Raw genomic sequence first — 14,686 nt, 5'->3', positions numbered from 1 at the left:
TGCAGTATCTAAAATATATTAGCCATTTTGTGGATGTTGAATTTTCCAGGCACGGTGAATTTTGGTATTACGTTTAAAGTCCGGGCCAATGGTTTCATTGGTAATTTCCTGAACATCAAAGAATGCCAGAATTTCCTCATCCATCTCAAAACCACGATAGTTGTTGGAGAAGTACAAAGTACCTTCCGTGGTTAAGCGGTTCATGGCACGTTTAAGGAGTGACAGGTGGTCACGTTGCACATCGAATGTGCCATAAAACTTTTTCGAATTGGAGAAAGTTGGCGGATCGATAAAGATCAGGTCATATTGTTCATGGCCTTCTTTCAACCATTCAAAACAGTCGCTGGCAAAGAACTGGTGCTGTTCATCGGCATGATCCACAGTCAAACCATTCAAGACAAAGTTTTCTTTAGACCAGTTTAAGTAGGTATTGGATAAATCGACACTGGTAGTACTTGCAGCACCACCTAAAGCGGCATGTAAACTCGCAGTTGAGGTGTAACTGTATAAATTCAGGAAGTGCTTGCCTTTGGCTTCAGCCGCAATACGTAAACGCATTTGACGATGGTCAAGGAACAGGCCAGTATCCAGATAGTCTGTCAGGTTGACTAAAATCTTGGCTTTGCCTTCTTGCACAATAAAGCGTTTAGAGGCGGTGCTTTGTTTGGTGTACTGGCTTTTACCTTCCTGACGGGCACGTGTCTTAATAAAGATCGCATCACGTCCCAAACCGGTCACCGAACGAATGGCCTGCAACGCGAGATTAAAACGCTTTTTGGCTTTTTCCGGATCAATGGTTTTTGGTGGCGCATATTCTTGTACATGCAAGCGATCGCCGTATAAATCCACCGCAACATTAAAATCTGGCAAGTCGGCATCGTATAAACGCAAGCAGTAGATATTTTCTTTCACTGCCCATTTTTTCAGGTTTTGCATGTTCTTTTGCAAACGGTTGGTAAAGTCCTGTGCACCTTCAATTGGCTCGAACTGCTGTGGCTGCCAATGTGCTAAAAATGGTTCTGACACAGCTGCAGGTTTGATGATGCCGAAACGCACGTAAATAGGCAGTTTACCATTCATCAAACGTAGAATTTGTGGCTCATTAAAGGCCAGTACATCGGCCTGTTCAACCTGTGCAGCAATCACGGCTGCATATTGATTTGGAAAATTCTTTTGCAACAGGGCAGATAAACCTAAATATAATGCACGGTTAGAGGCTTTATCACCTAAACGCTCACCATAAGGCGGGTTAGTCACAATAAATGAAGTTTTTCCTTCAGCCTTGAAATCCGGCCAATCCGCCAGCGTACGCTCTTCAATTTTGATATGGTCAAGCAATGCTTCAAAGCCTGCAGCAATAATATTCTGTTTGGTGGCTTTAACAGCTTCCCAGTCGGCATCATAAGCGTAGAATTGCGGTAAAGGCTGCTCTAAAGCTGCTTTATAACGTTCTGCTGCTTCAGCTTTAATCGACATCCATAATTCATGGTCATGTCCATTCCAGCCATTGAAGCCAAAACGGCGAACCAGACCTGGCGCACGATCCGTCAGCATCATCAGTGATTCAATGATAAAAGTCCCTGAACCACACATTGGATCCAGAATAATATCGGGATTACGTTGTTTTAATTGGGCTTTTTGCAGAATGGCTGCTGCGAGGTTTTCTTTAATCGGCGCATCGGTCATGTAATGACGATAGCCACGTTTATGTAAAGAATCACCGGATAAGTCCAGACAATAAGTATGCGCAGTTTTGCCAGCAAGCACATATAGCGTAATTTCTGGCTGTTTGATGTCGATGCTTGGACGTTTGCCCACCGCTTCCATAAAGGAATCCACCACACCATCTTTTACCCGTAAAGTTGCGAATTGGGTATTGACCTTAATTTCACGTTCTACATGTAAACGAATAGCAAATGTACTTTGTGGTGCGAAAATGAGCGACCAGTCAAAGTTGATTGCACCTTCATAGAGCTCTTCTGCCACATCACGTGCGTCATGGGTAAATTCAAGTTCATGAACATGAATAGGGGTTAAAACACGTGAAGCTAAACGTGACCACATGCAAACACGGTATGCATCTGCCAATGTACCTTTGAAAATCAAACGACCCGGTAACTGTTCAATATTTTGAACACCTAAACCTTCAATTTCCTCGCGGAGTAAGGTTTCAAGTCCATCTGCACAGGTGACCCAGTAATTGCTTAAACGTGAAGAGGTATTCATAAAATAGAGAGACCGAAAAAATAAAATAAAAACTTGTATAAGTTTAACTTATTTTAGTGCCGAAAAATTTTTATATTTTGAAAACTTCAAGCAACTTAGGTCAGTGTATTAATTATAAAAAGCTCTAAATGTTGGAATAAAAAGCCAATTAAAAATTCAGGGGATATGTAAAATTACACTGGGCTTAAAAATGAATTTTAAAATTTAATCAATGGATTTTATGTAGGGTAAAGTATGAATATTACAGCAAAAAAGGATGATATTTTTTCAGTTGCGACATTGTTGTATGCACGCTTAAGGAAAGTGAACAGCCGGGTTATTGATGTCATGTATTTAATGCAGGATCGTTCCTATGCACATTATGTGGTCACACTTGCACTTGAGACAAAAGATCCAGAGCTTGCGGGCTATGTGGAACGTCTGCGAGCTCTTTTAGACTTGCAAGAAGATCATGAGCTTATAAATGCAGAAGACCAACAGATTCTTCTTTCGAAGGAAAATAACACCAATAAAAAAGCTCTTGACGAAGGTCATGTAAGTTTTAGCCTATTCTAAAATAGAATAAAAACATAATTTTAAGAGAGCTCATATGTTAAATCATATGAGCTTTTTTTATATTGGTACAGATATTGCTACATAGCCCAGTGAGGCAGCTTGATCAAGGAGAGTGCTTGATGCCTCGCTTTCTTTTTTAGAGATGGGAATTACAAATGTCAGAAAGTGTAATCATTACAAATGAAGTTTTTTCAGTGGCAACTCTCATTTATGCACGGTTAAGACGGGTATCAGGGCGCGTGATTGATGCAAGCTATCTTACAGAGAACGTCGAATATGCCGAGCATGTGATGGCAATGGCGAAACAGACACAAGACCCTGAATTACTTCGCCTGGTTGAACGTTTGACTAAAGGGCTGGGACTAAAAACTGATGAAGAGCCGATAAATGAAATTCAGTTCACGCAGCATGAAGACTTAATTTCGGTTGAACCCACTCAAGAAGATATAGAGCGTGCACAAGGGGCAAACCGTTACATTGGGGCTCTACGTTAGTTGCCTAGGGTAACTCGGAATCAGGCTGAGTTACCTGTTTTTATTTTTAAAATCAGATGGATAAATTATTAAATGGTTAAATTATGTTATTGAGAAATTAAATAGGAATTATATTTTTTATTTCAAATACCGAGCTGCTTTTTAGACAAGTAAGATCAAGCTGAACTATTTAAATCGATTAAACTCTGTATAATACGTTGACTTAACGTATAAGGAATCTCTTATGCACTTGGCGGCATTGCATACTCCGAGCCAGATTCAACTCAACCAAGATGGTAACTTAAAACACTTCCTCACCATCGAAGGCCTTTCTAAAGAAACCCTCACAAAAATATTGGACACTGCGCAGTCCTTTTTTAATGACCAAAATCAGCTGATTACCAATAACCTGCTTGAAGGCCGTACGGTAATGAACCTGTTTTTTGAAAACTCTACCCGTACCCGTACCACTTTTGAGGCAGCTGCAAAGCGTCTTTCCGCCAATGTGTTGAACATTGATATTGCCCGTTCAAGTACCTCCAAAGGTGAAACGCTTCGCGACACGCTCTGGAACCTGGAAGCGATGGCAACGGACATTTTTGTGGTACGTCATTCATCTTCAGGTGCGCCGCATTTTATTGCCAAAGATGTCTGTCCCAATGTCGCCATTATTAATGCCGGCGATGGTCGTCATGCACATCCGACTCAAGCCATGCTGGATATGCTGACCATTCGCCGTGAAACCAAAAAGAATTTTGAAGATATCAGCATTGCCATTATTGGCGATATCAAACACTCTCGCGTTGCGCGTTCTGATGTTGCGGCATTGCAAACCTTAGGCTGTAAAGATATCCGTGTGATTGCACCGAATACTTTGCTGCCTTATGGTTTTGCTGAATACGGTGAAGATGTTCGTCTATTTAACAACATGGAAGATGGCATTAAAGATTGTGATGTGATCATCACCCTGCGTATTCAAAACGAACGTATTGATTCCCCAGCACTCTCTTCCCAAGCTGAATTCTACAAAATGTACGGCTTGAATAAAGAGCGTCTGGCTTTGGCTAAACCGGATTGCATCGTGATGCATCCTGGTCCAATGAACCGTGGTGTAGAAATCGATTCCAGCATTGCCGATGGAACACAGTCGGTGATTTTAAATCAGGTGACCAATGGTATTGCGGTTCGTATGGCGGTGTTGGCACTGGCAATGCAAGGTCAGTTGCAGGAAAAAGGTTTGTTAGAAGCGATTGCGGGATAAGGGAAAGTCATGAGTATTGTAAAAATTGAAAATGTCCGTGTCTTAGACCCAATCAAAAAAACCGACAGCGTACAAACGGTTTATCTTGAAAATGGCAAGCTGGTTGCTGAAACTGCCAACGTGACTGAAACGATTGACGGGCAAGGCAAATGGTTAATGCCCACCATGGTAGACTTGTGTGCCCGTTTGCGTGAACCGGGTCAGCAACAACATGGGACATTAAAATCTGAAGGGAAGGCGGCACGTGAAAACGGTATTTTGCATGTTTTTACCCCGCCCGACTCAAAACCGATTGTGCAAGATAATGGTGCCTTAATCCACGGCCTGGTTGAAAAAGCTATGCTAGATGGCGGCATTTATTTGCAAGTCATTGGTGCACAAACTCAAGGTCTGAAAGGTAATCAACCTGCCAATATGGCTGGCCTGAAAAAAGGTGGCTGTACTGCGGTTTCCAATGCCAATGCACCATTTGCCGACGACGATGTGGTGATTCGTACCCTGGAATATGCGGCAGGTCTAAACATGACCGTGGTGTTCTACGCAGAAGAACCACAAATTGCCAAAGATGGTTGTGTACATGAAGGCTTTATCGCTTCACGTCAGGGCTTGCCGATGATTCCAGCCTTGGCAGAAACCATTGCGATTGCCAAATATTTGTTGATGATTGAAGCGACTAAAGTCCGTGCTCACTTCGGCTTGTTGTCTTGCGGTGCTTCAGTAGAACTGATTCGTATCGCCAAAGAAAAAGGTTTGCCAGTAACTTGTGATGTGGCTATGCACCAGTTACATCTGACCGATCAGCTGATTGATGGTTTCAATTCACTTGCACATGTACGTCCGCCTTTACGTTCCGAGCAAGACAAGAACTTGCTGCGTCAAGGTGTGAAAGATGGCATCATTGATGCAATTACCACTCACCATGAACCGCTGAGCAGTTCTGCAAAAATGGCGCCATTTGCTGAAACTCAACCAGGTTTTACAGCATTTGATACATTTGTACCTTTTGGCATTCAACTGATTAATGAAGGTTTGTTTGAGCCTTTGGAGTGGGTGGAAAAAGTGACTGTTACCCCGGCAAAAGTAGCCAATCTGTTGGAACGCTGGACTGAAGAAGCTGGTTGGGCGTTGGTCGATCCTGAACTTGAGTGGACAGTCAGCAAAGAGAGCATTATCTCTCAAGGTAAAAATACCCCACTGATTAACCAAAAAGTGGTGGGTAAAGTAGTAAAAACTTTCGCGGTTTAAATGACGTAATTCTTTTTTGTAAATTTTAAAAAGTCAGCTTCGGCTGGCTTTTTTATTGTTCAAAAATAATAGTATTCAAATAATACAATTTATTACACTGTTTAAAAAATGAGCTAATAGACTAAAAAAAGCGGCTAAAAAGAGAATAAGAGGAATAAAGAATGAACATGAATTTGATAGATTTATTAAAGCAGAAAGTATCTGCAATGGTTCTGGAGGGAGAAACTACCCATCTAAGTGAAAAAAATCAGGCACTCAGCAGTTTTTTGCCTATTCTATTAGCTATCTTAAAATCTAAACCCGATCTTATTACCAATTTACAGCATCAATTAAATCCGCGACTGGGTGATATCTTCAACATTAACCCCACTTTAAAGCAGGAGTTTTTGCAACAGATTTCCGGCACGGTGCCGACCGAAACAATCGAATCAACTCTCAATCGTGCTATAGCACCCACCTTGGGCGTACTGGAAGATGAGGCTGGATCTTCCGAGCCCAGTGCGATCATACATCTGATTGAAACCCAATGGCCTGCAGTAACGAGTGCCTTGCCGCATTGGGCTCCCGCACTACTCAGTGCTTTGGGGATAAATACTGCATCAGGGCAAACTTTACATCAAGCTCCCCCAGTTGATCCTTATCGGGTACCCGAGGAAAAAAGGAAATCAGGTTTTTTAATTCCCTTGATTGTTTTCCTTATTTTAGCTGCACTATTGGCATTTATTTTTAAGTCGTGTTCAGATAAGCAGGAAACCGCTACAGCCAGTGGAATACCTGCCACGACTACAAGTAGCGAGCCTGCTAAATTGCAAATTAGTACAGGTGCTACCGGGGATTTAACCAGCTGTCAGCTCTATTCTGGCAATGCAAATTACATTGATATTCTGCAAAATGAAATTAAACAGATTTTTAATCATCCTATCGGTTGCGGCGTAGAAAATAATGCGCGTTATCACTCGGAATTTATCGATCAGGATGTCATTCCAAGTGTATTGAAAATGGTTAAAGGTGTGCCAAATGCTTCATTAACCTGGATGGGAGATCAGCTCTCTATTCAGACTGCTAATCCGGCTGATGCTGAACAGCTTGCAGCTAAAATTCGTCCCTTGGTAAAAAACATGACTGTACTGACTCCGGCTGGAATGGAGAGTGCATCAGCAGCTGTAGATACCAATACGGCGATTACTACAGGCAATAGCAATGCAGAAAAAGCCTTGGCAGAAATTAAGCCTGATCAGATTCGCGCACTTGATATTGCCACGGCATTGAATTTGCAAATTATTAATTTTGCGACAGCCAGTACAGAGATTCCTGATGCCAATAAATCGATTTTAGATCAGGCTGCTGCGCTGATTAAGCGGGCACCGCAAATACATTTAACCGTTAAAGGACATACAGATGCTGTAGGGAGTGCTGAAAAAAATAAGGTATTGTCACAAAAACGTGCTCAAGCCATTGTGGATTACCTTGTCAAACAAGGCGTAGATCCGGCTCAGTTACAAGCAGTGGGCTATGGTTCGGAACAGCCGATTGCCGACAATGCTACAGCAGAAGGCCAGTTTAAAAATCGCCGGATTGAGTTTGAAGTGTTAAATACCGAAACAGGCGTGGTGCGTGAAGTGGATGAGCAGGGTGTAAATAAACAGTAAGGGAGTGAACTAAGAAATAGCTCCTATTTAAAAACAGTAGGCTTAATAATACTTGTTGAATAGCAATTAAATAAAAGGACGAATTGATTCGTCCTTTTTTTATTGGCATGCTTATGCTGAATTGTAAAACGTGAACTTGCTATGCGAATTAGTTTTATTGGTGCGGGGCGGGTGGCTCATCATCTTGCTGTTGTTCTAAGCCAAAATCATCAAATTGTACAGATTTATAGCCGCTCTTTAGAACATGCCCAGACTTTGGCTGCTCAGATATCTGCAAGGGCTACGACCAATATTGCAGAACTTGAACCGGATGTGGATTTGGTGATTATTGCAGTCAGTGATCAGGCCATTGCTGAGGTCATTCAACAGGCGCATGCACAATTGGCAGATGTTTTGATTGTACATACCTCGGGTAGTACCGATATTCAAGTTCTGGCAGGGGTTCATACACGTGCCGGGGTGTTTTATCCTTTACAGACTTTTAGTTTGGAGCGTGAGGTGGATTGGCAGGCAACCCCCTTGTTTGTGGAAGCTACTCAGCCGCATGATCTGGAGCGATTGACCCAGTTAGCAAATAGCCTAAGTTCACGGGTCTATGCCTATACATCGGCACAGCGTTTAAGTCTGCATCTTGCTGCAGTGTTTGCCTGTAATTTTAGCAATTATTGTTATGACATGGCGAAACAGATTGTCGATGCCAAGCAGGTCGATTTCTCACTGCTTTATCCGTTGATTTTGGAAACAGCCCATAAAGCTGTACAGCATGACCCTAAACAGGTGCAAACAGGACCTGCAATGCGAGGGGATCAAAATATCTTGAATATGCATCAGCAGATGTTAGATGATGTTGATCGGGAAGATTTGAAAAATGTATATAACCTGATGAGTCAACAGATTCTGCAATCGCATCAGGCTAAAGCGTGACTTAAACTTAAATAGATTTAGCTCATATATTGCAAAAGGAGAGGCGTATGGCCAAGGATTTTAAAAGCCAGTATGTTGTGGATGGCTATGATGAACATATCCGTAAATTAATTCCCGGCTATGAAGTTGTACATCAACAGATCAGGGCTTTATTAAAAACGCATGTAGATGAATATGCACATGTGCTGATTGTCGGTTGTGGAACAGGCTATGAGCTGGGGCATCTGGTCCAATCATTCCCTGACTGGACCTTTACTGCAACCGAGTTGTCGGAAACCATGCTGGATAAAGCCAAACATCATATCCATGCTTTAAATGCATCGCATCGGGTGGAGTTTGTATTGGGCAATCTGGATCAGTTAAAAACAGGCCAATCTTATGATGCGGCACTTTCTATTCTGGTTACGCATTTTGTGGACTATGCAGATAAGCCCCAATTCTTTAAAGCCATTTCTTCGCGTTTAAAATCTCAAGGAATCTTCATAACTTTTGACTTGACCAGAATCAAGTCCGATCAGGAGTTGCAAGCGCTCAAATATCTATGTGAGGCAAACGGCTTAACCACTTCGCAGGCTGCGGCAATGGTGGATCGTTTAGACGATGATTTTTATTCACTCTCGGAACAGGAAACATTTGAACAGCTTAAAGGTTGTGGTTTTGATTCGGTAGAACGCTTTACCCAAATTCTCTGCTATCAGGGCTTCATTGCTCAAGTTTAAAAAGCTGTGGTCATGGTTATGGAATTGCTGCACATTTATATATTTATTTAATTTGGATGGAAGATACTGCTGTTGCATCCAGTTCTATGCTATTAAAAGACACGATAAAACGAATAAATAAAAATAATGTTAAGGAACAAGAACGATGCAACAGGAATTCGATTACATCATCATTGGTGGAGGCAGTGCCGGCAGTGTTTTAGCCAGCCGTTTAACTGAAGATCCAAACATTTCGGTATGCCTTTTGGAGGCAGGGGGCAATGGGGAAAATTGGACCGTGAATATTCCTGCCGCAGCTGTAGTCAGTTTACCAAGCAAAATTAATAACTGGGCTTTTGAAACTGTACCGCAGGCAGGGCTGAATGGGCGCAAAGGCTATCAGCCTCGCGGCAAAGGTCTGGGTGGTTCTTCCAATATCAATGCCATGATTTATATACGTGGTAATCAGGCAGACTATGATCATTGGGCTTCTTTAGGCAATACAGGATGGTCTTATCAAGAGGTATTGCCGTATTTTATCAAATCCGAAAATAATGAACGCCTGCAGAATGAATATCATGGCAATTCAGGGCCGCTTTCAGTTTCTGATGTACGCACCGACAATCCGCTGCATCAGCGCTATATAGCTGCTGCGAAGGAACAAGGCTACAAAATACTGGATGACTTTAATGGCGCGGAACAGGAAGGGCTAGGCGTTTATCAGGTCACCCATGTCAATGGAGAGCGTTGCAGCGCAGCCCGTGCCTATTTATATCCACATTTACAGCGGCCAAATCTGATGGTTTTGACCCAGGCGCTGACGCAGAAGATTCTGATTGAACAGAAAACGGCTATAGGCGTAGAAGTGCAGCATGCCGGGCAAATCAAGCAGCTACGTGCCCGCAAAGAGATATTGCTCAGCGCTGGCGCAATCCAGTCACCGCAAATTTTGATGCTGTCTGGCATTGGGGATCAGGCTGAGCTGAAAGCGTATCAGATTGAAGTGCAGCATCATTTACCCGGTGTAGGTAAAAATTTTCATGATCATCCCGACTTTATTTTTGGCTATAGCGTTAAGGATATTCAGGGGACTTTTGGCATATCCATCCCAGGTTCGCTGGATATATTTAAGCAGGTAGGGCGTTATCGGAAAGAACGCCGTGGCATGATTGCTTCAAACTTTGCCGAATGTGGCGGTTTTTTAAAAAGCCATCCATCACTCTCTATTCCAAATTTGCAGCTGCATTTTGTGGTGGCGCTGGTCGACGATCATGCTCGTAAATTTCATGCCAGCCATGGGGTTTCCTGTCACGTTTGCCTGTTAAATCCACGCAGCCGCGGTTCGGTTCAGCTCAGCGGCAACAAGATTTCTGATCCATTAAAAATTGATCCTAACTTTTTGGCAGATGAACAGGATTTGGAAGACCTGGTGCAAGGCTTTAAGCTCACGCGAAAACTGATGCATTCGCCTTCATTATCTGAAATTTATAAACGTGACCTGTTTACCGAGCATGTCAAAACCGATGATGATATTCGCCAGATTTTGCGTGAGCGAACAGACACGGTTTATCATCCAGTTGGCAGTTGTAAAATGGGTGTAGATGATATGGCGGTGGTTGACCCGCAATTACGGGTTTACGGCATACAGAATTTACGTGTGGTGGATGCATCCATTATGCCGACTGTTGTGAATGGCAATACTAATGCGCCGGCAATCATGATTGCGGAAAAAGCGGCTGATTTGATCCGTCAAAATGCGCTTTCGCAGTATGTGGCTTGAATAGACAAGACATTGTACTGACATCAGCTTAAGTTTCATCTATGTTGTAAAACAAGAAAAATAGGAAAAAAGATTATGGCGATGGAACAGCATCAGCTTTTTGAAAGCCTCGATGAGTTTGGGGTAGAAGATTCTGACACAGCAGAAGGGCAGTTACAGCAGGTCTTTGAACTGCAGAAGCAGGCATTTAAGGCACAGACTTATCCTAGTTTTGAACAACGCAAGCAGCATTTGCAAACCCTATATCAAATGGTCGCACAGCATCAGGATGAAATTGCTGAAGCCATCAGTCGTGATTTTTCAAACCGCAGTGCCGATGAAACCCGTCTGTTTGAAGTGATGACCAGCTTGAATGGCATCAAGCACAGTCTGAAGCATTTAAAAAAATGGATGAAGCCGAGCAAGCGGGAAGTCGGCATTCTGTTCCAGCCCGCCAGCGGCTATGTCATGTATCAGCCTTTAGGGGTTATCGGCGTAATTGTACCGTGGAACTATCCTTTGTTTTTAGCAATCGGGCCATTGGCACAGGCTTTGGCAGCAGGAAATAACGTGATACTGAAAATGAGCGAGTACACGCCTGCGTTTTCTGTACTGTTTAAAAAGCTGATTGCTGAAAACTTTGCACAAAGTCATGTCAATGTCATTACAGGAGATGCACAAATCGCACAAGAGTTCACCCGACTGCCATTCGATCACTTGCTGTTTACCGGTGCAACTTCAATTGCATCACATGTACTGCATGCGGCAGCTGAGCATTTGACTCCAGTCACGTTAGAGCTGGGCGGCAAATCTCCAGTCATTGTGGCTCAGGATGCAGACTTAAAAGAAAGCGCGCGCCGTATCGCTTTTGGCAAAACCATGAATGCAGGTCAAACCTGTGTGGCGCCGGATTATGCCTTGGTGCATCGCAGTCAGCAGGATGAATTCATCAAAGCCTATTTTGACGTGATTCAGCAGTTTTATCCGGACAGCATTCATGCCAATCCAGATTACACCGCCATCGTCAATGAGCGTCAGTTCGCGCGTTTACAGCATTATTTACTGGATGCACAGCAGAAAGGCGCACAGTTGATCCAGATTGAGCCGGAAGCGGATGGCAGACGCATGCCACATGCAATCGTTACAGATGTAAATGACGATATGCAATTGATGCAGAATGAAATCTTTGGGCCTATTTTGCCGATAGTCTGCTATGAGCATATAGATGAAGCGATTGAGTATATCAATGCACGTGAGCGTCCGTTGGCTTTGTATTACTTTGGCTATAACAAGGCTGAACAGCAGAAAGTGCTGCATGAAACCCATAGTGGCGGTGTCTGTTTGAATGAAACCCTCATGACCGCCGGAATGGAAGATATGCCATTTGGCGGCATTGGCGCTTCAGGCATGGGGCATTATCATGGTCATGAAGGCTTTAAGACCTTTAGTCATGCCAAGTCGGTTTTTGTTCGGCCAAAATTCAGCTTGATGAAATTGATTTATCCACCTTATAGAACGTGGATTCAACAGCTGATTTATTGCTTATTTATACGCTAATGACCCAATAAAAAAGCGCTCAGTTGAGCGCTTTTTTTGGTTGTAATATTTCTAGTCTAGGCGAAATCAGCCAATTTTTTTAAACAGGAAGTCATTAATTTTATGACCTTCCTCTAAGCCACGACGCTCAAATTTGGTTTGCGGACGCCAGTCCGGGCGAGGGTAGCTGTTGCCTTTGCCTGCCATATTTTCAAGCTTTGGACGATTGTCTAAAACGTCGAGCATCCATTCAGCATACGGTTCCCAATCGGTCGCCGAGTGGAAAGTACCGCCCATTTCCAGTTTTTGTTCAACCAGTGGCATACGATCGTGTGATACAAAGCGACGTTTGAAATGGCGTTTCTTTTGCCAAGGATCAGGGAAATACAGCTGTACGGCATTAATGCTGTTATCTGGCATTTCGCGAAGTACCTGAATGGCATCAGCATCAAGCAAGCGTAAGTTGGTTAGACCCGCCATACCGGCTTCATACACACATTGCGCAATACCGGGTACGTGTACTTCAATACCGACATAGTTACGCTCAGGGTTGGCTTTTGCCATGAGTACCAGAGAGCGACCCATACCAAAACCAATTTCAACGGTGAGTGGACGTTCAGGGTGCTCAAACTGCTGACGTAAGTCACCCACCGGATATTCCAAAATTAGGTGACCATATTGTTCAAGCGCAGTACGTTGAGAGGTATTCAGCGGAGATGAACGACGCATAAAAGTGACAATTTCACGATGTTCATTCAAGTTGTCCAGCTCTACGACTTGCTGGTCTAATTGATCGTTCGACATAACTTTGGCAAATGTAAAAAATTCGAATGCGGTATTTTAAGTCCTGAGCCTGACAAGTCAAACTTTTTCATTTTTAAGATGCAACAAAGACAGTAGTGTCTTGTAGCTGTTGTGCCCTTATTTATTGTAAGAAGTACCAATCTGTAAGAATTTCTGCTGTGGAAGGATATTTTGACTTAATTAAGAGTAATGTGTGTTTTGTAAAATATTGGCTTAGAAAATATGGAAGCGACGCGGGTCAGAAAATACCTTATTTTAAAGCAATGGTGAGTACGCCAACAGCAATCAGGACAATACCCAGATATTCCTGCACGCTTGGCCGCTCACCTAAAAAAATAACAGCAAATACCGTCACCAGAACTACGCTGAACTTATCAATCGGTGCGACTTGCGATGCTTGCCCCAGTTGTAGCGCTCGAAAGTAGCACAGCCATGATGCACCGGTCGCTAAAGCCGACAAAGTCAAAAACAACCAGGTTTTGCCTGAAAGCAATAAGGGATTCTGCCATTTGCCTAATCCCCACACCATTAAACTTAATACCAAGACAATAATCACGGTACGAATTAATGTGGCGAGGTCAGAATCTACCTGGCGCAAACCGACTTTAGCAAAAATAGCGGTTAAGGCTGCGAAGCAAGCCGATAATATCGCCCACATCAACCAGTGATTCGTATTCATATAGCTGCCTATGATTTTTTTAGTTTTAGCTGGCTATCGTAAGAGGGAGATAGAAACGATAGCCGCGATAATCTCATGCTTATTTTAATTCAAAGTTACAGCGGATTATAGCAATCAATAAGTCTGGCTTGCTTCATTTAAACCGGCAACCTCAATATGCTGAGCTTTAAAATTGCAGTACCACATGGTTTAGCATATGCACGAAGGCTATAGCCCATATATAGACATTACACAGATCAATCACAACTTTTGACAGGTTTTGTTGAAAATCAAAAAACTGGATTTATCTGAACGGCTAAAGAAAATCAGAGCTGACATACTGTAATGATGCATTGATTCATGCAGTAAGCATACGCTATCCATGGCTGTCATCTGCTTGCTTTCCGTTAAGGGGAGAACCACCTGGATTGTTGTGTGACCAGGTTCCGAATCAATTTTAAATTCACCGCCAATACGGGAAATTCGGGTGCACATACTATGAAGACCAACGTGCAGGCCTTGCTCAACCGTTGCCGGGTCAAAACTGATGCCATTATCCTGAATTTGTAATATCAGTTGATGATCGGACTCAGATAAAGAAACCATGACTTCTAGTGTTGAATAGAATAACCTGAATCCTGCTTAAGCCGATAATTCCATTACTCGAATAACTGGCTTGTTTTGATGGCATAACGGGTAAGCACATAAAGATGCATAAATTCCAGCTAAGTATCCTTCAATGCTTCTCGCTTTACTCGTCACCAAATGATATTTCCCTTTTAACAGGCTGAATAAAGTCTCTATTTTATTACGCTGCTTTAAGTGATATTCATCTGATATTGAGAGTTGCACAGATTTCATATTCTTTCGGTGATAGGTAATTAAATCAGTACCTTGT

13 protein-coding genes and 1 pseudogene are annotated in these 14,686 nt (G+C 42.8%); 9 read left to right on the top strand and 5 right to left on the bottom strand.

Annotated elements, in window-relative coordinates; translation table 11 throughout:
- Positions 1 to 18: 18 nt before the first annotated feature.
- Complete coding sequence (gene rlmKL, locus B9T29_RS12985) at positions 19 to 2,226, bottom strand: bifunctional 23S rRNA (guanine(2069)-N(7))-methyltransferase RlmK/23S rRNA (guanine(2445)-N(2))-methyltransferase RlmL (protein ID WP_086176320.1); 2,208 nt, start codon at positions 2,224 to 2,226, stop codon at positions 19 to 21.
- A gap of 234 nt (positions 2,227 to 2,460) precedes the next feature.
- On the opposite strand from rlmKL, the gene B9T29_RS12980 reads away from it, so the two are divergent.
- The 9 genes from B9T29_RS12980 (at position 2,461) to B9T29_RS12940 (ending at position 12,347) form a co-directional block, all read left to right on the top strand.
- A complete protein-coding gene (locus tag B9T29_RS12980) occupies positions 2,461 to 2,781 on the top strand; it encodes a hypothetical protein (protein ID WP_086176319.1) in 321 nt (106 codons plus the stop codon).
- 155 nt (positions 2,782 to 2,936) lie between these two features.
- Complete coding sequence (locus B9T29_RS12975) at positions 2,937 to 3,275, top strand: hypothetical protein (RefSeq protein ID WP_086176318.1); 339 nt, start codon at positions 2,937 to 2,939, stop codon at positions 3,273 to 3,275.
- A gap of 223 nt (positions 3,276 to 3,498) precedes the next feature.
- A complete protein-coding gene (locus B9T29_RS12970; RefSeq protein ID WP_086176317.1) occupies positions 3,499 to 4,515 on the top strand; it encodes an aspartate carbamoyltransferase catalytic subunit in 1,017 nt (338 codons plus the stop codon).
- Between the two features lie 9 nt (positions 4,516 to 4,524).
- On the top strand, positions 4,525 to 5,760 hold the full coding sequence (locus B9T29_RS12965; RefSeq protein WP_086176316.1) for a dihydroorotase: 1,236 nt from the start codon (positions 4,525 to 4,527) through the stop codon (positions 5,758 to 5,760).
- A 161-nt stretch (positions 5,761 to 5,921) separates the two neighbouring features.
- Complete coding sequence (locus tag B9T29_RS12960) at positions 5,922 to 7,409, top strand: OmpA family protein (RefSeq protein WP_086176315.1); 1,488 nt, start codon at positions 5,922 to 5,924, stop codon at positions 7,407 to 7,409.
- 141 nt (positions 7,410 to 7,550) lie between these two features.
- A complete protein-coding gene (locus tag B9T29_RS12955) occupies positions 7,551 to 8,333 on the top strand; it encodes a Rossmann-like and DUF2520 domain-containing protein (protein WP_086176314.1) in 783 nt (260 codons plus the stop codon).
- Positions 8,334 to 8,380: 47 nt separating this feature from the next.
- Positions 8,381 to 9,052 carry a class I SAM-dependent methyltransferase gene (locus tag B9T29_RS12950; protein WP_086176313.1) on the top strand — a complete coding sequence of 224 codons (672 nt, stop codon included), beginning with the start codon at positions 8,381 to 8,383 and terminating at the stop codon, positions 9,050 to 9,052.
- A gap of 145 nt (positions 9,053 to 9,197) precedes the next feature.
- On the top strand, positions 9,198 to 10,811 hold the full coding sequence (locus B9T29_RS12945; protein ID WP_086176312.1) for a GMC family oxidoreductase: 1,614 nt from the start codon (positions 9,198 to 9,200) through the stop codon (positions 10,809 to 10,811).
- Positions 10,812 to 10,886: 75 nt separating this feature from the next.
- Positions 10,887 to 12,347, top strand: coding sequence for a coniferyl aldehyde dehydrogenase (locus B9T29_RS12940; protein WP_228146615.1), 1,461 nt, complete (start codon positions 10,887 to 10,889; stop codon positions 12,345 to 12,347).
- Between the two features lie 66 nt (positions 12,348 to 12,413).
- On the opposite strand, the gene trmB is transcribed toward B9T29_RS12940, so the two are convergent.
- From trmB to B9T29_RS12920, 4 genes and pseudogenes are all read right to left on the bottom strand, one after another.
- A complete protein-coding gene (gene trmB / locus B9T29_RS12935; protein ID WP_086176311.1) occupies positions 12,414 to 13,130 on the bottom strand; it encodes a tRNA (guanosine(46)-N7)-methyltransferase TrmB in 717 nt (238 codons plus the stop codon).
- Positions 13,131 to 13,380: 250 nt separating this feature from the next.
- A complete protein-coding gene (locus tag B9T29_RS12930) occupies positions 13,381 to 13,809 on the bottom strand; it encodes an EamA family transporter (RefSeq protein WP_086176310.1) in 429 nt (142 codons plus the stop codon).
- 240 nt (positions 13,810 to 14,049) lie between these two features.
- Positions 14,050 to 14,394 carry a sensor histidine kinase gene (locus B9T29_RS12925; protein WP_086176309.1) on the bottom strand — a complete coding sequence of 115 codons (345 nt, stop codon included), beginning with the start codon at positions 14,392 to 14,394 and terminating at the stop codon, positions 14,050 to 14,052.
- A 36-nt stretch (positions 14,395 to 14,430) separates the two neighbouring features.
- Positions 14,431 to 14,686 (bottom strand): annotated as a pseudogene (locus B9T29_RS12920) (IS982 family transposase); the annotation flags it as partial.

This window comes from Acinetobacter sp. ANC 3903 (genome assembly GCF_002135315.1).
Classification (GTDB): Bacteria; Pseudomonadota; Gammaproteobacteria; order Pseudomonadales; family Moraxellaceae; genus Acinetobacter.
This window is presented reverse-complemented; position numbering and strand designations above follow the sequence as displayed.